The sequence below is a fragment of the Rhodococcus sp. Leaf225 genome, assembly GCF_001426145.1.
Classification (GTDB): domain Bacteria; phylum Actinomycetota; class Actinomycetes; order Mycobacteriales; family Mycobacteriaceae; genus Rhodococcoides.
In genome coordinates this window covers 65123-82183 of sequence record NZ_LMRN01000007.1, presented here as the reverse complement: position 1 = coordinate 82183, position 17061 = coordinate 65123, and the positions used below count along the sequence as shown (strand labels likewise).

At 67.2% G+C, this 17061-nt stretch carries 21 protein-coding genes; 6 read left to right on the top strand and 15 right to left on the bottom strand.

Going from position 1 to position 17061, the window contains the following annotated elements; translation table 11 throughout:
* Window positions 1-84 precede the first annotated feature (84 nt).
* A complete protein-coding gene (locus ASG69_RS00480; protein WP_056446542.1) occupies window positions 85-672 on the bottom strand; it encodes a TetR/AcrR family transcriptional regulator in 588 nt (195 codons plus the stop codon).
* 111 nt (window positions 673-783) lie between these two features.
* Between ASG69_RS00480 and ASG69_RS00475 the strand changes: the two genes are divergently transcribed.
* The 4 genes from ASG69_RS00475 (at window position 784) to ASG69_RS00460 (ending at window position 4952) form a co-directional block, all read left to right on the top strand.
* Window positions 784-1422, top strand: a complete 639-nt coding sequence (locus ASG69_RS00475; protein WP_056446539.1) for a VOC family protein — start codon at window positions 784-786, stop codon at window positions 1420-1422.
* 25 nt (window positions 1423-1447) lie between these two features.
* Window positions 1448-2374, top strand: a complete 927-nt coding sequence (locus tag ASG69_RS00470; protein WP_056446537.1) for a fumarylacetoacetate hydrolase family protein — start codon at window positions 1448-1450, stop codon at window positions 2372-2374.
* Window positions 2371-4152 (top strand): FAD-dependent monooxygenase, encoded by a 1782-nt coding sequence (locus ASG69_RS00465; RefSeq protein ID WP_056446534.1) that lies wholly within the window; start codon window positions 2371-2373, stop codon window positions 4150-4152. The genes ASG69_RS00470 and ASG69_RS00465 overlap by 4 nt, the downstream gene beginning before the upstream one ends.
* A gap of 71 nt (window positions 4153-4223) precedes the next feature.
* Complete coding sequence (locus tag ASG69_RS00460; RefSeq protein WP_056446532.1) at window positions 4224-4952, top strand: SDR family NAD(P)-dependent oxidoreductase; 729 nt, start codon at window positions 4224-4226, stop codon at window positions 4950-4952.
* Between the two features lies 1 nt (window position 4953).
* Here the strand turns inward: ASG69_RS00460 and ASG69_RS00455 are convergent, their stop codons facing one another.
* The 7 genes from ASG69_RS00455 to ASG69_RS00435 all read right to left on the bottom strand — a co-directional run bounded on the left by ASG69_RS00455 (window position 4954) and on the right by ASG69_RS00435 (window position 8111).
* On the bottom strand, window positions 4954-5520 hold the full coding sequence (locus ASG69_RS00455) for a hypothetical protein (RefSeq protein ID WP_027504369.1): 567 nt from the start codon (window positions 5518-5520) through the stop codon (window positions 4954-4956).
* Between the two features lie 78 nt (window positions 5521-5598).
* Window positions 5599-5955, bottom strand: coding sequence for a cyclophilin-like fold protein (locus tag ASG69_RS00450; protein WP_235578793.1), 357 nt, complete (start codon window positions 5953-5955; stop codon window positions 5599-5601).
* 137 nt (window positions 5956-6092) lie between these two features.
* Window positions 6093-6266: a hypothetical protein gene (locus ASG69_RS22980; RefSeq protein ID WP_235578792.1), complete on the bottom strand. Its 174-nt coding sequence runs from the start codon at window positions 6264-6266 to the stop codon at window positions 6093-6095.
* On the bottom strand, window positions 6263-6427 hold the full coding sequence (locus tag ASG69_RS22975) for a hypothetical protein (protein WP_235578791.1): 165 nt from the start codon (window positions 6425-6427) through the stop codon (window positions 6263-6265). The genes ASG69_RS22980 and ASG69_RS22975 overlap by 4 nt, the downstream gene beginning before the upstream one ends.
* 111 nt (window positions 6428-6538) lie before the next feature.
* Window positions 6539-6829: a YrhK family protein gene (locus ASG69_RS00440; protein ID WP_056446524.1), complete on the bottom strand. Its 291-nt coding sequence runs from the start codon at window positions 6827-6829 to the stop codon at window positions 6539-6541.
* Window positions 6830-6838: 9 nt separating this feature from the next.
* Entirely contained in the window at window positions 6839-6985 is a 147-nt protein-coding gene (locus ASG69_RS22820) for a hypothetical protein (protein WP_197027715.1), read from the bottom strand.
* A 70-nt stretch (window positions 6986-7055) separates the two neighbouring features.
* A complete protein-coding gene (locus ASG69_RS00435; RefSeq protein ID WP_056446522.1) occupies window positions 7056-8111 on the bottom strand; it encodes an NAD(P)-dependent alcohol dehydrogenase in 1056 nt (351 codons plus the stop codon).
* Window positions 8112-8221: 110 nt separating this feature from the next.
* Here ASG69_RS00435 and ASG69_RS00430 point away from each other — a divergent pair, with 110 nt between their 5' ends.
* On the top strand, window positions 8222-8794 hold the full coding sequence (locus ASG69_RS00430) for a TetR family transcriptional regulator (protein WP_056446518.1): 573 nt from the start codon (window positions 8222-8224) through the stop codon (window positions 8792-8794).
* 16 nt (window positions 8795-8810) lie between these two features.
* On the opposite strand, the gene ASG69_RS00425 is transcribed toward ASG69_RS00430, so the two are convergent.
* Entirely contained in the window at window positions 8811-9536 is a 726-nt protein-coding gene (locus tag ASG69_RS00425) for a YoaK family protein (protein ID WP_056446515.1), read from the bottom strand.
* Between the two features lie 207 nt (window positions 9537-9743).
* On the opposite strand from ASG69_RS00425, the gene ASG69_RS00420 reads away from it, so the two are divergent.
* Window positions 9744-10697 carry a manganese catalase family protein gene (locus tag ASG69_RS00420; RefSeq protein ID WP_056446512.1) on the top strand — a complete coding sequence of 318 codons (954 nt, stop codon included), beginning with the start codon at window positions 9744-9746 and terminating at the stop codon, window positions 10695-10697.
* Window positions 10698-10706: 9 nt separating this feature from the next.
* On the opposite strand, the gene ASG69_RS00415 is transcribed toward ASG69_RS00420, so the two are convergent.
* From ASG69_RS00415 to ASG69_RS00390, 6 genes are read right to left on the bottom strand one after another with little or no spacing between them, the layout of a single operon-like run.
* Window positions 10707-11837: an NAD(P)/FAD-dependent oxidoreductase gene (locus tag ASG69_RS00415; protein ID WP_056446509.1), complete on the bottom strand. Its 1131-nt coding sequence runs from the start codon at window positions 11835-11837 to the stop codon at window positions 10707-10709.
* A complete protein-coding gene (locus ASG69_RS00410; protein ID WP_027504376.1) occupies window positions 11834-12031 on the bottom strand; it encodes a ferredoxin in 198 nt (65 codons plus the stop codon). The genes ASG69_RS00415 and ASG69_RS00410 overlap by 4 nt, the downstream gene beginning before the upstream one ends.
* The gene (locus ASG69_RS00405; RefSeq protein ID WP_056446505.1) at window positions 12028-13230 is read right to left on the bottom strand and encodes a cytochrome P450; all 1203 of its coding nucleotides are present in this window, start codon (window positions 13228-13230) and stop codon (window positions 12028-12030) included. Before ASG69_RS00405 ends, ASG69_RS00410 begins: the two co-directional genes overlap by 4 nt.
* Window positions 13220-14767, bottom strand: a complete 1548-nt coding sequence (mhpA, locus tag ASG69_RS00400) for a bifunctional 3-(3-hydroxy-phenyl)propionate/3-hydroxycinnamic acid hydroxylase MhpA (protein ID WP_268788533.1) — start codon at window positions 14765-14767, stop codon at window positions 13220-13222. Before mhpA ends, ASG69_RS00405 begins: the two co-directional genes overlap by 11 nt.
* On the bottom strand, window positions 14764-15699 hold the full coding sequence (locus ASG69_RS00395) for a fumarylacetoacetate hydrolase family protein (protein ID WP_027504379.1): 936 nt from the start codon (window positions 15697-15699) through the stop codon (window positions 14764-14766). Before ASG69_RS00395 ends, mhpA begins: the two co-directional genes overlap by 4 nt.
* The gene (locus ASG69_RS00390; protein ID WP_056446501.1) at window positions 15696-16862 is read right to left on the bottom strand and encodes a VOC family protein; all 1167 of its coding nucleotides are present in this window, start codon (window positions 16860-16862) and stop codon (window positions 15696-15698) included. Before ASG69_RS00390 ends, ASG69_RS00395 begins: the two co-directional genes overlap by 4 nt.
* Between the last annotated feature and the right edge of the window lie 199 nt (window positions 16863-17061).

Genomic DNA, 17061 nt, shown 5'->3' with positions numbered 1-17061 from the left:
GGAGCGTCGCGCACGATGGCTGTCGCGACACGGCGCAGCACGATGCGTTGTGCACGTGCCCACCGCCGCGAGGGATGCGCGGCGTCAGTGCCCGGTGACCACGCCGAAGGCTCTCACCACGAGGTCCACGACGTCGTCGAGCGACAGGTCGTCGCGCTCGACGTACTCGTCAGCCGCCCGGTCGAGAAATCCCGTCCAGGCGACGACCGCCGTCTGCATCACCGGAGTCAGGGGCTGCTCCAGTCCGACGATGTCCGCCACCTGACGCGCGCCTGCCGCACGTGCCTCGCGGAGCGCCCGTTCGACGGCCGGATCGCCCAGCACGCCCTCGACGACGACGCGGACGTACAGCGTCCGATGGTTCTCCAGGAACTCGATGTGCCGTCGGACGAAACCGTCGAGGCGTTGCTCCGGAGTCTGCTCGTCCGCCCTCGGACTCTGGTGATGCATCAAGCGCGACAACACGTCTGCGAGCGCCGCAGCCACCAAGCCCTGCTTGTCGGTGAAGTAGTAGAACAGCAACCCGTGTGCCACGTCGGCCCGCCGGGAGATGGCGGCCGCGCTGATGTCCGCGTCGCCGCCCTCGCTCATGAGGGCGATGGCCGCATCGATGAGTGCCTGTCGACGATCCCGTCGCGGACGACGCGCGCCGTCGGGGGGGTTCGCGGACATGGCACCGAGGGTAGTGCACCCCGCCCTGCACCTCGAGCACAAGTCAATTTCTTGACTGACAGTCAAAGTGCTCGTAGCGTCGCGGTCACTTCCCCACGGCGAGAGGCGACGATGAACGCGACGGGTGACCACACCGGCTCGGCCGGTCTCGGCAGGCACGGACCGGATCGCATCGCCCACTGGGTGGTGAAATCGACTCGCACCGACGAGATGGTGCGGTGGTACGGCACCGTCTTCGGGGCGCAGGTCGCGTATCAGGACAACGAGATCACGTTCCTGACCTGGGACGACGAGTCGCACCGCCTGGCGATCATCGCCGTGCCCCCGGTTCTGCGGCTTCTCTTCCCGCTCGCGAGGCTCAAGCGCAAGGTCTACGGCATCGACCACATCGCGCTGACCTTCACGTCCCTCGAACGGCTGCTCGAGAACTACGTGCGGTTGAAGCGCCAGGGCATCCGCCCGGTCTGGTCCATCAACCACGGCCCGACCATCTCCCTCTACTACGAGGATCCCGACGGCATCCGACTCGAGTTCCAGGTGGAGAACTTCGACCCGGATCACACCGCGGCGTTCTTCTACAGCGACGAGTTCGCCCGCAATCCGATCGGCGTGAACATCGATCCCGACTACCTGCTGAGCCGACTGCGCAACGGCGAGTCGCCGAAGGAGCTGCGGCGGCGGGAGGCCGGGACCAGGCCGGGCCGGCCGGTCGTGGCGAACAAGAAGACCATCTCGTTCCGTACCTTGTGATCCCTTCTCGAGAAAGCGAATCACCATGCCCGTGAACATTGTTCGCACTGCCGAGGGATGGTGGCGCCTGCACGGTGAGACCGCGGCCCGCATCGACACCACGGCCGACACCACCCGTGATCTGCTCGCCGATCGTGCGGCCGTCGAGAGCGCACACGGCGAGGACGCCGTCGCGGCGGATCTCGACGTCCTCTCGCCGATCACCGCACCGTGCCGCGTCGTGGCTCAGTTGCTCAACTACCGGTCGCACGCGCTGGACATCGGAGCCGACCCGGCAACGCTGTACCCCACGTTCTTCCGGAAATCGTCGGCCTCCATCAGCGGCCCCAACGATCCGATCCGCCAACCCGCCGACGTCGCCCTGCTGGATCACGAGATCGAGCTGGGCATCGTCATCGGGGCGGACGTCCCTGTCGGGACCACGGTCACGCAGGACACCCTGCCGCACTACGCCGCGGGGGTGGTCGTGGCCGACGACGTGTCGGCGCGCGAGATCCAGCTGACCCGCGTCCAGGTCTACGAGAGCAAGTCCTATCCCACCTTCACGCCACTCGGCCCGCGACTCGTCCTGTTCGACGCAGCGGACTGGGCGCGGCTTCCCGAGTTGCACATGACCCTGTCCGTCAACGGCGACGTCCGTCAGGATCAGACCATCGGCGATGACCTGATCACGCCACCCGCCGAGGCACTCACCCGCCTGTCTCGTTTCCAATCCCTCTCCGCAGGAGACGTTCTCCTGACGGGCACGCCCGTCGGAACCGCCATCTCCGCCCCACCGAAGATCGTGCAGAAGATCGGCGAACTCCTTCCGCCGACGGTCAAGTGGAAGATCTTCTTCGCTCGACAGGCGCGCAATCCCCATTATCTCTCCGTCGACGACGTCGTGACCGCCACCATCCGCACGGCCGACGGCACCATCGACCTCGGCACTCAGCGGACCGTCGTCCGATGACGACTCCGGTGGTGATCGTCGGCGCGGGTCCGGCAGGCGCCACAGCCGCACTGCTGTTGGCTCGCAGGGGTATCCGCACCGCTGTCCTGGAGCGTCGAGCCACGCCGCTCTTCCATCCGGCCGCACACGTGATCAATGCCCGCACGCTCGAGATCTGGCACGAGTACAGCCCCGATCTCGCGTCGGTCATCGCGTCGATGTCGCCTCCGCACGACGAGGTGAACCTCATCAGTTGGTTCGGCGGCATCGACGACGGCCCCATCGGGTCCATCGACCTGCTGTCCGATCCCGAGCGGAAAGCAGTCGTCGAGAGCCAGAGCCCGTACATGGTCTCGCACATCGGACAGCACCTGCTCATGCCCGTGCTGTGGAACGCGCTGGACGAGGACCCGCTCATCGACTTCCGCCGCGGCGTCACGGTTCTGGATGTCGAGTCCACACCCGAGGTCGCCCGAGTGCGAACGCGCAGTGGAGATGACGACGGAGAGCTGACCGCTCGGTACGTCTTGGGGTGCGACGGGGCCAACAGCCCTGTTCGCGATGCCAGTGGAATCGACCTCGACGGGCCGGTCCTGGCGAACATGGGCAGCGCGTTCTTCACCTCGCACACGCTGTTCCCGGACGACGCTCGTCCACTTCTGAGCTGGATCTACACGCCGGATCTGTGCGGCGTCCTGATATCGCACGCCGATCACCGGTACATCCTCATGACGGCCTACCTGCACCCGGCCCAGGAGATCGCCGCGAACAGCCGCCAGTTCTGGGCCGACATGTTGCCGAAGGTGCTCGGTGACAAAGACTTCGAGCTGGAGTCGACCGGCACCTGGGTGATGACGTCGCAGACCGCGGACTCGTTCCGCCGCGGGCGGCTCCTGCTCCTCGGTGACGCTGCGCATCGGTTCCCGCACACCGGCGGCTTCGGCCTGAACTCCGGGGTGCAGGACGCGCACAATCTCGCGTGGAAGCTCGACGCGGTGCTGTCCGGCACTGCCTCTCCCACTCTGCTCGACACCTACGAGACGGAACGCCGACCGGTGGTGGAGAAGTTCGCGGAGCAGAGTGTGGCCAACCATTTCCGGCTCGACGACATCGGTGGACGCATCGGCATCACCAACAGGATGCTCGCGGTCGCGACCCGGGTCGCGGCACGTGCACCGCTCGTGTCGCTCCCCGACCGGCTCGTCGCGCCGATGGCCACGGCGATGATGCGTCGGCAGATGCGTCGAGCGCGGCGACTGCATCCTCGGGCTCCGGGTTCGACGGCACTGCGCGGGCAGATCGCGGAGGCGTTGCCCGGTCAGATCGAACACTTCGTCTCCACCGGTCTGCAGTTCGGCTATCTGCACACGAGCGACCTCGTCGCCGACGACGACCCTGCAGTGCGGCCGCCCGAGGACGTGGTCGACTATCTCCCCACCACCTACCCCGGCGCCCGGCTTCCCCACGCGATGATCTCGACGCGCGGGCTCACCACGGGCATCCACGACGTACTCCACCGGACCTCGTTGACCCTCCTCGCCCTCGACGACGACGGGTGGGAGAACGAGCTCGGCACTCACCGCATCGTGGGCCCGGGCGTCGTGGTGGCCCCCGTCGACGCACCGGATCCCGCAGACCGACGTCGACTGATCGACCTGCTGGAGGTCGGCGAGAAGGGAGCCGTGCTGGTCCGCCCGGACGGGCACGTGGCCTGGCGTACGACCTCGCCGGCGTCGTCGGGTGTGGCCGAGTTGACGAGATTCCTCGAACGCTGGCGCCAGCACTATCCGATGCGGTGACAGCGGCATGTCGAGGGTTCCGCGCTCCGATTCCTTCGGCAACACCGGAACCGACGGGGTTGACTGTGCCCATGACTGACACGAGGGTCGCCATCGTGACCGGCGGTGGACGCGGGATCGGACGGGCCATCAGCCTGGCCCTGGCCCGCGCCGGGTGGGACGTGGTGATCGGCTACCACTCCGACGCGGACTCGGCCGACGCCGTCGCAGCTGACGTCACAGCCCTCGGTCGCCGCGCGGTGTGCTGCGCGGTCGACATCGTCGACGAGGATTCCGTCGCCGCGTTCTTCGCGGCAGCGGAGACGTTCGGGCCGGTGACCGGGGTGGTGAACAACGCCGGCGCGGCCACCGCAGTGGGGCGGCTCGAGGACAACGACCTCGCGGCGATCCACCGGGACCTCGACGTCGACCTCTTCGGAGTGATCGTCTGCTGCAAGTTCGCGCAGGCAGCACTCATGAGACAGGGCGGTGGATCGATCGTCTCGATCTCGTCCGCGGCCGCGACGCTCGGAAGTCCGTCGAGGTACGTCCACTACGCGGCAGCGAAAGCCGGAGTCGACGCACTGACACTCGGACTGTCGAAAGAACTTGCCCCCGCGATCCGCGTGAACGCCGTGTCGCCCGGCACGATCTGGACCGACTTCCACCAGGAGCCGGACCGGCCCGCGCAGGTCGCCCCGACGGTGCCGCTCGGTCGAGCGGGCACCGTCGACGACATCGCGGGAGCCGTCGTCTGGCTCATGTCCGAGGACGCGAGTTACGTGACGGGTGCGGTGCTCCGGGTGGCCGGTGGACTGTGAACTACCTGCGGTGCGGACCCACCTTGTTCTCCGAGTTCTCGTAGTCCCCCCGGTAGAGGCGATTGCTGAACGGCTTCTCGTTCACGGGGATCTCGATCAGCCAGTCGTGCTCACGGATGTCACGCGGCCGATACGACCCCTTGAACGTCACGGTCACCGCGCCACCGCGTTCCGCAGCGGCCTCCTCGGTGGCCTCGCGACCGGTGTTGAACGTCTCGGCGAGGTCGCGACCGTCGTTGCCGACGATGATGGTCCCGTCGTGCACGAACTGGACGAAGGTGCCGTTCGTGGCCGCTGCGGTTCCGGCGACGGCCGACCCCAACTCCGGGTTCAGTTCGGCGACGAAGTCGGGGGTGCCCGGCGCGGCCTCGCGGTCGTCCGCTCGTACGTCCGCGTGGCGGGCCGGTGCGGGCGCGAGGGTGACGTACTGGCCGAGGGCACTGTGGCGTCCGCGATCGACGATGTCCCAGACGTGCGAACTTGAGGTGACCTTCACCCTCCCGTCGTGGAAGACGGTGACGCGGTCGGCGCCGTTGCTCAGAATCGTGCGCTTCGCGTTGGGGGGCATCCGGTAAGTATGCGCCCCGGGACCGTCCGCACTCACGCTCGGCTCCGAAGACATGGGCCGTGGTGAGGCCAGGCGCGATCAGTCGGCCGACGTGATGGTCACCGTCACCGTGCCACCGAGCGCACCGACCACGCCGACTCCCGACGGGTCCATGGTCCCGAGTACGACGATGCCGGGGAAGTAGCGCTGATCGCCGTAGTACAGAACGACGTCGTTCGACGGCGCGTAGTACCCGATGTCGCCGGGATCGGGATCCGCCCCTGCGGGAGACCCGTCCGTGCTCAGCACCGCCGGCAGCGGACCCGTCTTCTCCACGCCGCCGTGATCCGACATCTCCACCGTCACGGGCAGAAGTGCCGCGAGATCGCGGGCCGCCACACTGTCGTTCAGCGTTCCGATCACCGTGGTGCCCTCGACGTCGATCGCGATGCGCATCGTCTCTCCGTTCCGTTCTGCGGCGGTCGGCCGCGTGGTCGTCGGTGACGAGGCAGCCGCACCGACGGTGTCGCTCTCAGCCGAGCAGCCGGCGAGCAGAGAGACTGCGGACGCGAGGGCAATCGCTCCGCGGCGCGTCATCCACGCTCGTAGGTGGCCCGGAAGCCGTCGGCAGGATCGCTCGGTGTCGGAACGAGAGTGTCACCGTCCACCTCGTGAGCACGATGAAGGGTCTGCCCGATGAGATCGCGCGCCAGAGCCGACTCCACCGAGATCGTGAAGGTCCCCGAGGTTCCGTCGGACTCGGTCACGAGATCACCGTGGAACGACTCGTACCCCTGCAGGATCGAACGCCGAGCCCGGTCATGCGCCACTCCCCCACCAGCGGGCTCGCCTCCTCCGACGCCGTCCACGCCGCGCCCAGTGCGGGCACAGCGACCGCCGGCGCGGCAATCACGAACGGTCTCTTCACGGTTGGTACCTCGTCACGTCGGAGGGTTGGTCTGGCCCCACCAACGCTAGAGACGTGATCGCACGCGAGGGAGTCCCTACGAGGGCACCTTTTGCTGTCTCCCGACGACACTCAGAAATCGAGGCTGTCCACTCCGTCGGACGCACCACGTACACGCCGAATGTGCACCCGTCGAACGAGGCGGATGACAGGCCGGACGAGCAACTCGATGCTCCCGACAAGGAAGAGGACTGTTCCGAGCTCGGTGGTCGACTCACTGAAGAACAGCACACTGCCCGCGATGAACCACACCGCGATCGCGATGTCGTTGACGATGCTGACCACTTCCCACCGGTGACGGACGATCAACTCGTCGTGTCCGATGGTGAGTGTCAGCGTCTTCCCGCTGGTGTCGATACCCACGGTCGCCGATCAGGAGTCGGTGTTCGCATCCCCGGGGTGCGGCACGTTCTCCTCGTCGACGTACGCGGTGTGCTCGGTGTCCTGCTCGTGCTCGCGCGGTCCGTCGTTGCTTCCGGCGGCGGGCACGGCGTCCGCAGCATCACTGGGCATCGTCATCGCGGGGTCCTGCTCTCTGATCGGTGGTCGGGTCACGCCCTGAATGCCCCGCGCCCCGATTCCGCAACCCTCAGGCGGGTGTGCCGTCGCCGACCAGATCACCCATGTCGAGCACGAACCGGTAGCGCACGTCTCCGGCCTCGAGGCGATCGAGAGCGATGCCGACGAGGGCCGACGGCAGCACCTCCACCTGCGCGGTGATGCCGTGGTCGCCGCAGAAGTCGAGCATCTCCTGCGTGTGCCGGCGACCACCGCTGCCGGACGAGCTCACCGATTTGCGACCGACCAGGAGATCCACCGTCTCGATCGAGACCGAGCCGAGGTGGCCCACCAGACAGAGGGTTCCGTCGAGCGCCAGGCTCGCGAGGTACGGCTGCGGATCGTGAGCGACCGGGATGCAGTCGACGACGAGATCCAGTCCGCCCTGCACCGCCGCCATCGCGGCGTCGTCGGTCGACAGTACGGTGTGGTGAGCACCCAGTTCCCGCGCCTCCTCCGCCTTGGCCGACGAGGTGGTGAACACGGTGACCTCGGCGCCCAGCGCCGCCGCGAATCGCACGGCGAGATGACCGAGGCCACCGATTCCGGCAACACCGACACGAGAGCCGGGACCGATGTTCCAGCGGCGCAACGGCTCCCACACCGTGATGCCCGCGCACATCAGGGGAGCGACCGCGGCCGCATCGAGGCCTTTCGGCCGGTGGTAGACGAACCGATCCCGCACGACGTACTCCGCCGAGAAGGCTCCTGCCGTCGTCGATCCGTCGACGCGGTCCCGCCCGCCGTAGGTGAGGGTGGGGAACTCACGGCAGTAGTTCTCCTGCCCCGCAGCGCACATGTCGCACACGTCGCACGAGTCGACGATGTTGCCGACGGCCACGGGGTCCCCAGGGGCGAAGTCCGTGACGCCGCTGCCCACGTCGAGCACCGTTCCGACGAACTCGTGGCCCGGGGTGAGCGGGAAGGACCCCGCGTCGTCCCGGAGCGCGTGCAGATCGGAATGGCACACACCGCAGTGGCTCACGAGCACGGCGACGTCGTCGGCCCGCAGGTCCCGTCGCTCCACCGAGTCCCGGATCAACGGGGCTCCGGGTGCGGATGCGCTGTAGGCGGCCACGGTTCTCACTGGATGTCCCTTCGACGTGGACCGGTCGGTGACAACCAACTGGTTAGTTGGAAGCGTAACCGAGAACGATCGAAGTGACCAACCAGTTGGTCACTGCGTAGGCTCGACCCATGGGTGACGCCGCCGAGACGAGACGACGAATACTCCGTGCAGGGACGGCCGAGTTCGCCGAGCACGGCATCGCGGGGGCGCGCGTCGACCGCATCGCTGCGAACGCCGCCATCAACAAGTCGCAGATCTATGCGTACTTCGGCAGCAAACAGGCACTGTTCGACGCGGTATTCGACAACCGGGTGGACGTCGACATGGCGGACGTCCCGCTCGACGCGGACGACCTGCCCGGATACGTCGCGGCCCTCTACGACATGTACCTCGGCGATCCCGAGCTGGTGCGCCTGGTGACCTGGGCGCGGTTGGAGCGGACTCCGATCGGCCCCCTCTTCGCGCACCGCGAGGATGCCGGTCGCGCCGAGTTGGACGCCATCCGCGACGCACAGAAGCGGGGCACTCTCGTCGACGACGTCGCGGCGGAGGATCTCTGGTCGATGCTGGTGTCGCTCGCCGCCACATGGGCGCAGTCTGCGATCGTCCACACCGCGCACGCGGGTGAGAGCGCGTCCGACCACGACCGCCGACGAGCAGCACTGGCAGCGACAGCGCGGAGGGCGTTCCACGCGATCTGAGCCGGCGAGGCACCCGTCAGCCGAAGACCGTCTGCCGTTCGGTGTGGGTGAAGGTGAAGATCGTGGCACCGAAGCTGAACAGCGCGGCGAGCAGGAGCACCTGGGGACCGGTGATGACGACGCCGATGAAAGCGCCGATCGCACCGCCGAGCGAGAACGACCCCAGCAGCATGAGGTAGCAGAGCCAGTCGTAGCGGGTTCCGCCACCGCAAAGGTGGCGTTCGATTCCCTGCCCCAGCTTGACCAGCGTTCCGGTGACATAACTCAGCGGAATGTAGGTCTCTTCCTTCTTGGTGAAGGCGGTGTTCAACGCGCCGAGCGCGAAAGCGATGAGAAGGATCGGATAGAAGTTCACGTCGGCGGACGACCACCCGGACAGTGCGATGTCGATCGACCCCGCCACCGCGAGCGCGATCGTCGTCACCACGGTGGCACCGTGCGGATGGTTCGACCAGTACTTCCGTCGGCAGATCGACGCGATGACCACGCCGAGCAGGAACGATCCCATCAGTGCCAGTGCGGCCCAGGGAGATGCGCCCGGAGCCACCTCCTTGCCGGCGGGCTCACCGAAATGTCCCACGACCGCGCGTTCGGTATTTCCCGTCATGAAGGTGACGAAGTATCCAGCGGAATGCAGAAATGCGACGGCGCCGACCATCCCGGCGAGGCCCGACAGAATCCAGGACAACCGGGCTTCCGGGCCGACTGCTGTGTCACGGCTGATCGCCACAGATGAGGTCATACCTGTCATTCTCCGGACGGAATGTGCTCGGACGGCTCCGTGAGGCGTGTATCACAGAACAATAAAGATGCTTAACACCAGTGAAATGTGGTGGGTCACAACAGCGTTCTCCGAAGGCTGGAACAACACCGAAGGATTGAGGGTGGTCAGACTCGGGGCACCCGTGCTGCGTGGGCGGCAGTTCCGCCCCACGCCTGAGGAGGCCCCATGTATCTGCACGTACAGAAGCTGATCCACGACATCGTTCCCGACGAGCCCGATCCCGCCGCAGCGAACGCGCTGCAGGAGGGCCTCGGTGGCCAGTTCGGCGAGATGCGCACGATGATGCAGTACCTGTTCCAGTCGATGAACTTCCGCGGCTCCGCGGCCAAGCCCTACCGGGACCTGATCCAGGGCATCGGTACCGAGGAGATCAGTCACGTCGAACTCATCGGCACCACCATCTCTCGCCTGCTCGACGGGTCGCCGCGATACCAGGGCAAGCAGAACGATCCGCTCGACACACCGGGCGCGGGCGGCGCCGTGCCGCTGAACATCGCCCTGTCCGAGGGCAATATCCACCACTACCTCGTCGGTGCTCAGGGCGCGATGCCCGTCGACTCGGTGGGCAACCCGTGGAGCGGCAGTTACGTCTACAACTCGGGCAACCTCGTGCTCGATCTGCTGTACAACCTGATGCTCGAATCGACGGGCCGCCTGCAGAAGTGCCGCATGTACGAGATGACCGACAACAAGACCGCCCGGTCCACCATCTCCTACCTCATCGTTCGGGACCAGGCGCACGAGAACGGCTACGCGAAGGCACTCGAGACACTGGGTGTCGACTGGAAGAAGACGCTGCCCATTCCGAAGACGAACGCCGAGCAGTTCCCCGAGGTGCAGAAGCTCGTGGAGATGGGCCTGCAGAGCAAGCAGTACACCTTCGACCTCACCGGCGCGTCCGAGGCGGGCCGTATCTACCAGGGCATGTCGCCGTCGAAGGACGGAACGGATCTCGACGCGAGCGAACAGGCGCCGGCGGGTGCACCCCTCGACATCGCGCCCGAGCGACCGGAGGAGTTCGCACCCGGGCTCGATCCGGAGCTCATGGAGCTGATCCAGCAGACCGCAGAGATGGAGATGGCCGACATCGACGCCACGTTCGGCGAACTCGGGAAGTGATCTGACAGATCACGACACCATGCGTCGCAACAACCCGACAGCCTTCTTCATCCCGTAGGCCACGACGGTCCTGCGACCGTCCTCGTGTGTCCACTCGAGGAGAGCCGAGCCGTCCTTCACCGATCCCTCCAACACGGTGGGTGCACCGACGAGAGGCAGCGGACCGACGACCTTGATGGACAATCCCAGTACCTCGGTCCAGAAGTAGTCGTCCGTCGGTGCGCACCGGGCCGGCACATCCAACACCGATGCCGCGGCGACCCTGCCCTGCGCGATCGCAGTGGACCAGAACGGGGTACGGCGAACCCGGCCGTTTTCGTCCGAGCCACGAGTGACGTCTCCCGCAGCGAACACTCCCGGCACCGCGGTCGCACAGCGGTCGTCGATGTCGACGCCGCCGCCGTCACCGATCCCGCTGCCGTCGAGCCAGTGCGTGCCGGGGACCTCACCGACACAGCTGACCACGAGATCGGCCGTCGACTCGATGCCGTCGATCCGGACCCCACCCACCGGATCGCCGATCAACTCGACGGGCCGGTCCACCCGGCGGACGTCGACCGAGCGTGCAGCCGCCCGTGCGGTGATCGCCTCGGACAGGAACGGGCCGAGTATCCGCTGCAACGGCGGATCCACGTCGATGACCGTGACCGGAACATCGCGTGCCGCACAGGCACTCACCACTTCCATCCCCAGGAACCCTGCGCCGACGACGATCGCGGACGTCGCATTCTCCAGCCGCTCCCGCAGCAGACGAGCATCGGCAAGGCTGCGCACCACCAGCTCACCGCTCTGGTCGGGTGCAGCCAGTCTGCGAGCGTCCGCCCCCGTCGCCACGATGAGAGCGTCGTACGGAACGTCGTCACCCTCCGCGAGAGTGATCAGTCGTCGCCCGACATCGACTCCGGTCGCCAGCGCGGTGACGGCGGTCAGGTCGAGATCGGACAGGTCCCAGACATCGGACGCACCGATGCCCTCCGCGAGAACGCGTTTGGACAGCGGCGGCCGGGCATAGCAGCCGTCGGGATCGCATCCGATCATGGTGATCGGACCGTCGTGACCCAGCGCTCGGAGTTCACGTGCGGCGGTACATCCGGCGATGGAATCACCGACGATCACCACCCGGCGTGCGGCACCGCTCACGCGCGCTCACGCAGCGCCGCGACCGGACAGACACTCACGGCGGACCGAGCACCGGGCACCAACTCGTCCGGGACGTCCGCGCCGTCGTAGGCATGGTGCAGCTCGCCCTCGTCGTCGAGGCTGAACACCTCCGGCGCCTGCTCTGCGCAGATGCCGTGTCCCTCGCATCGATCCCAGTCGACATCGACGATCATGACGATCTCCTCTCTGCTGCGACCAACCTCAGTGGGAGGCGGTCGAATCGGTGGATGACGTTGTTCACCGCACGCGACGGTGTGCCCGTGAGTTCGATGCGCTCGACGCGCTCGGCCAGCACTCGCAGCATCGTGGACGCCTCGAGACGAGCGAGCCCCTGACCCGCGCATCCGTGCACGCCGGATCCGAAGCCGAGTTGACGGGACGCATCGCGGGTGATGTCGAAGGAGTCCGGGTCGTGCCACTCGCGGGGGTCACGGTTCGCCGACGCGTAGAGCACCAGCACTCGCGCGCCCCGAGGAATGATCGCGTCGCCGATGGTCTCCTGGCGCACCGCCCTGCGGGAGAACGCACGGATCGGCGACTCGTATCGCACGACCTCGTTGACCGCGTTGGGAATCAGGGACGGATCCTCGCGGACCGCCTGCCACTGGTCCGGATGGGTCGCGAACAGGTGCAGTGCACCGGAGATGGCGCCGATGGTCGTGTCCAGCGACGGTCCGAGGTAGTCGATCATCAACGCCGGGCACTGCGATCTCTCGATGCGCCCCTCGTCGGCCGCGGCGAGAACGTCCGCACCCATGCTGCCCGGCAGCACCGAGCGTTCACGGACCACCCGGCGGGAGTAGGCCATCATCTCCGACGCTGCTCGGGTCGCCGTCACCGCGTGCCGGTTCAGGGGACCGAGCGCATCGAATGTCGCTCCGGCCCAGCGCAGCAGGTCGCCACGGCCGTCCTCCGGCCACCCGACGAGATCGGGAACGATCGACGTCGGGAGCGCGGTGGCCAGGTCGTCGACTCCGTCGATGCACTGCTGCGTCAGCGCCGCGTCGACGATCTGCTCGGCCTTGTCCTGCACCGCCGACGCCATCTTCCGGACGGCCTTCGGAGTGAGACGATGTGCGAGCACGGATCGCTTCAACGCGTGCTCGTCGCCGTCACTGTTGAGCGTCGTTCCACGACCAAGTCTATTGGCGACGGGATTCAGCGCGACACCGTCGCCGGAGACGAACGTGCCGTCGTCGAGCAGCGTCGACTTGCATTCCGCGTAGCGCGTGATCGCGTGAACCTTCTGGCGAGTCAGCCACACCACCGGACCCAGAGCCCGCATCTCCGCATAGTGCGGGTACGGATCGAGAATGGCCGCGGTGGAGTAGATGTCCTCGGTGTAGCGAGGAAGTGCCGTGTCAGTTCTCATCGGCGCGTCCGATCGTGTTCGGGGGCAACGGGCTCGGCGACGGCGGTACAAGGGTGTGGAGGGCGGACAGTGACCGCGCGGTCGCCATCACCGTCCGGTCGGGGCGGACCAGAGCGGCGGACACCCGTCCGCGGCGTAACCATCTGCCGTGGTCGGAGCCGGGGCTGACCAGAAGGACCTCCGCGCCGCGGCGGGCGATCTCCTGACGTTGCGCAGGTTCGGGTTTCACGGTGGTGACCACTGTGAACCGGTACGGTGCCACGGCATCGAAGCGAACACCGCGCTCGGTCGGCGCGTTGGGGCACAGCGTTCCCTCGAGCCTGCGCGGCGACATCGATCCACGTCGCACGAACATCGACGGGTGCAGACGCGGAGTCGCGCTGTCCGTGACGACGGAACTCAGTCCGGGAACACGTGTCACCACCGGGAACACCCGGCGACGCAGACCCGCGACCCTCTCACCGCCGCCGTTCATGGCCCATCCGACGGCAACTGCCTGGCGGATCATGGCGCGCGCGTGCGGTACTCGTTCCTGCTCGTAGCTGTCGAGAGCAGCCTCGGGCAAAGATCCGCCCAGCACCCCGGCCACCTTCCAGGTCAGGTTGTAGGCGTCGCGCAGACCGGCGCCCATCCCCTGGCCGATGAACGGCGGTGTCAGATGCGCCGCGTCGCCCAGCAGGAACACCCGTCGATCACGCCACCGGTCTGCGAGCTGGGCCCGGAACGTGTACTCGGTGACCCGGACGAGCTCGAGATCGGTGCGCGGTGCTCGGCGCAGCCACGGGTCGAGCAGCGGTGCGAGTGCATCCAGATCCGGGAAGTCGCCGACGGTCTCGTGTTCGAGAAGTTCGAACTCCCAGCGATAGCGGGTCTCGCCGATGCGCATGAACGTGCCCGCGCGGTGCGGATCGCACAGCTGATGCACCCCGTCCCACAGGCCGGGGTCGACGGGGCTCGACGCGTCGACCACCAGCCACCGCTGTTCGGGCGCGAGAGTCCGCATCGTCGTTCCGAGCGCGGCCCGCACCGCGCTGTTCGCACCGTCGCACCCGAGCACCACGTCGGCCGTGACGGCGCTGCGTTCGCCCGTGGCGACGTCCCGGACGATCACCTGCACGTGGTCCCTCATCGTGGCCACGTCGGTGATCTCCACGCCGCCGCGAAACTGCACGTGAGGATTCCGCATCATCGCCGATCGCAGGATGCGCTCGAGCTCCGGCTGGTCGAACATGTTGGCCGGAGGGAAGCCGTGGGGACGGGAATCGGGATCACGCTCGAACTCGGCGATGGTGTCCATGGCGGGGTCCACCAGGCGCAGGCCGCGTCCGGGGCGGGAGATCTCGGTGAACGCCTCCGCGACGCCGAGGTCACCGAGGATGCGGTGGACCTCGTCGTCGAGGTGGACGGCACGCGGCTGCGGGAAGATGTCCTCCCACCGGTCGAGTACGAGGCACTCGATGCCGTGCCGACCGAGCAGTGAGGCTGCCACCATTCCGGTGGGTCCCGCGCCGACGACGACGGCCGGGTGGTGCGTCACGCGTACCGCACCGTCGTGCGCTGCATCCCCAGGTCGAGCATCGCGTCGTCGGTGGCGATGGTCACCTCCACCACGTCACCGTCCTGCAGGTAGGCCGGGTTGCTCGCCTGACGCTTGAAGAAGGTCTTCCACTTCACGGCCGGCGGCAGCAGAGCGCCGATGATCTCGATGGGCTTCGGTGGCGCCTTCAGAGCCGTGCCTCCCGGAGTGCCGGTCAGGATCAGGTCGCCCGGGTCGACGCGCTGGAACCCCGTCAGGGTCCGCAGCGCTTCCGTGGGTCGGTAGATCATGTCTCGCACCGTACTGTTCTGCCGGATCTCCCCGTTGACGCGCAGCATCAACCGCAGTTGCTCGAAACGATCGAGGTCGCCGTCCTCGAGAACAAGGAGGACGGGGCCGACGGGGGTGAAGGTCGGGTACGACTTCGCCTCGTAGAACTGGGTCTTGGGCAGCTGGACGTCGCGGGCCGACACGTCGTTGGTGATCACCAGTGCCGCGATGTGGCGGGCGACCGTCGTGTCGTCGATCGTCGATCCGACGGGAAGGGTCGTCCCCACCACGAGCCCGATCTCCACCTCGTAGTCGAGCAGGGTGACATGGGCCGGCCGGACGATGTCGGCGGTCGGTCCGCTGATCGACCCCGACGACTTCCGGAAGAAAGTCAGTGGCACCGTCTCCGGATTCATACCGGAATCCTTCACGTGCGACACGTAATTGGTCATCTGTGCCACCACTCGACACGGCGCGGTGACGGGCGAGACGAGCTCCAGCGATGCCACGGGGACGGTCTCGCCACCGGCCGCGGCAGCATCGACGGCCGACCGGTCTGCGAGCAGGTCCGCGGTGGTGGTCGCTGTGGTGTCCACCCGAACGGCACCCTCGCGGGTCTGCACCCACCATCCGTCGGCGGTGCGGAGAACGGCGATGCTCATGTCGAGGCTACTTTCATCAGGCCGAGAAGGCGTTCGGAGTCGAATTCGTTGTCGCTGCGCAGTCCGGTGAGGATGGATCGCAGTTCCGACAGGGACCGCTTGTTCGGTGCGATCCCCAGGAAGTCCTTGCTCGCGGGTGGTCCCCACTGCGCGAGACCGGACGCCGTCATCGGCGCCCAGCCCGGTTCGAGCGTGGCGTCGAAGCGGTCACCGTCGCTGAAGTGCTCGACGAGGAAGCCGTCCGGGTCGCGCCAGTAGTCGAAGATCTGACTGCCCTGGATGTGCCGACCGATCCCCCACGAGTGCCGGTAGCCGCGCTCGGTGAGATAGCGACTCCCCGCACCGATGGCGTCGAGATCGCACACCTGGTACGCCGAGTGGACGTAGCGGTCCGACGGCCCCAGCGTCATCGCGAGCGTGTGGTGGTCGGTCGGTTCGGACCCCCGGTCGCAGCGGATGAAACTCATGACCGGTCCGCGGTGACGTTGCCCGTCGTAGTAGAGGAAGTCGCTGACGATCAGCCCCAGGTGTTCGAGATACCAGGTCAGGTTCACCAGATAGCGCGTGCGCTGCAGCACCACGTGACCGAGCCGTTCCACGAGGGCGGGCTCGTGCGGTGGCCGCTGCGTGGCATTGGTGCGCGTGATCCCCGCGTCGTCGAGCGCCCCGAAGTTGTAGTCGTGGGTGCGTTGACCCGGCAGTGGGCGACCGTCGTCGAGATCGGCGACCACCCGCACCGGCTGGCCGCTCGGATCCGTCACGGTCACCCCGATCCCCCCGATCGACTCGGGCAGCCGCTCGACGCGATGACCCGTCGCGCGGGCGAGGCGCAGCACGTCGGCGGACTCGGCGGCACGGAAGGCGGCACCGACGTAGGACGTCCGGCGCCCCTTGCGGATGATGACGCACGGCGCTCCGTCAGCCAGCCCGCGCAGATGCAACTCGTCGTCGGTCCGCACGGTGACTCCGAAGCCGAATGCTTCCGCGAACGTCTGCGCGCGGTCCAGGTCGGGCTTGCGGAACTCGAGCCAGGCGATGTCCTGGACCTTGATCACCGGGTTCACCGCACGACCGGGATGCTCACCCGGCAACGCACCCTGATCGACGTGCATCCCCTGATGCCCGTCGACGTCGCGAGTTCGGTGCGCGTGGTCGATCGTCATGGCCGCTCCTGAAGTAGATGATCACATCGTCACTCATGATCGGATGGCCCGTCAAGACTTTCTGATGAAATCATCACAAGGTGGGGTTCGAGTGGGAAGCACGGTGCTCGAGCGCTGACTCGCGTGCAGTGATCCGCGGTATCCGCGGATCACTGCACACAGGTGGCTCGGGAGCGAGAGGTTCCCTGTCAGGGTCTCG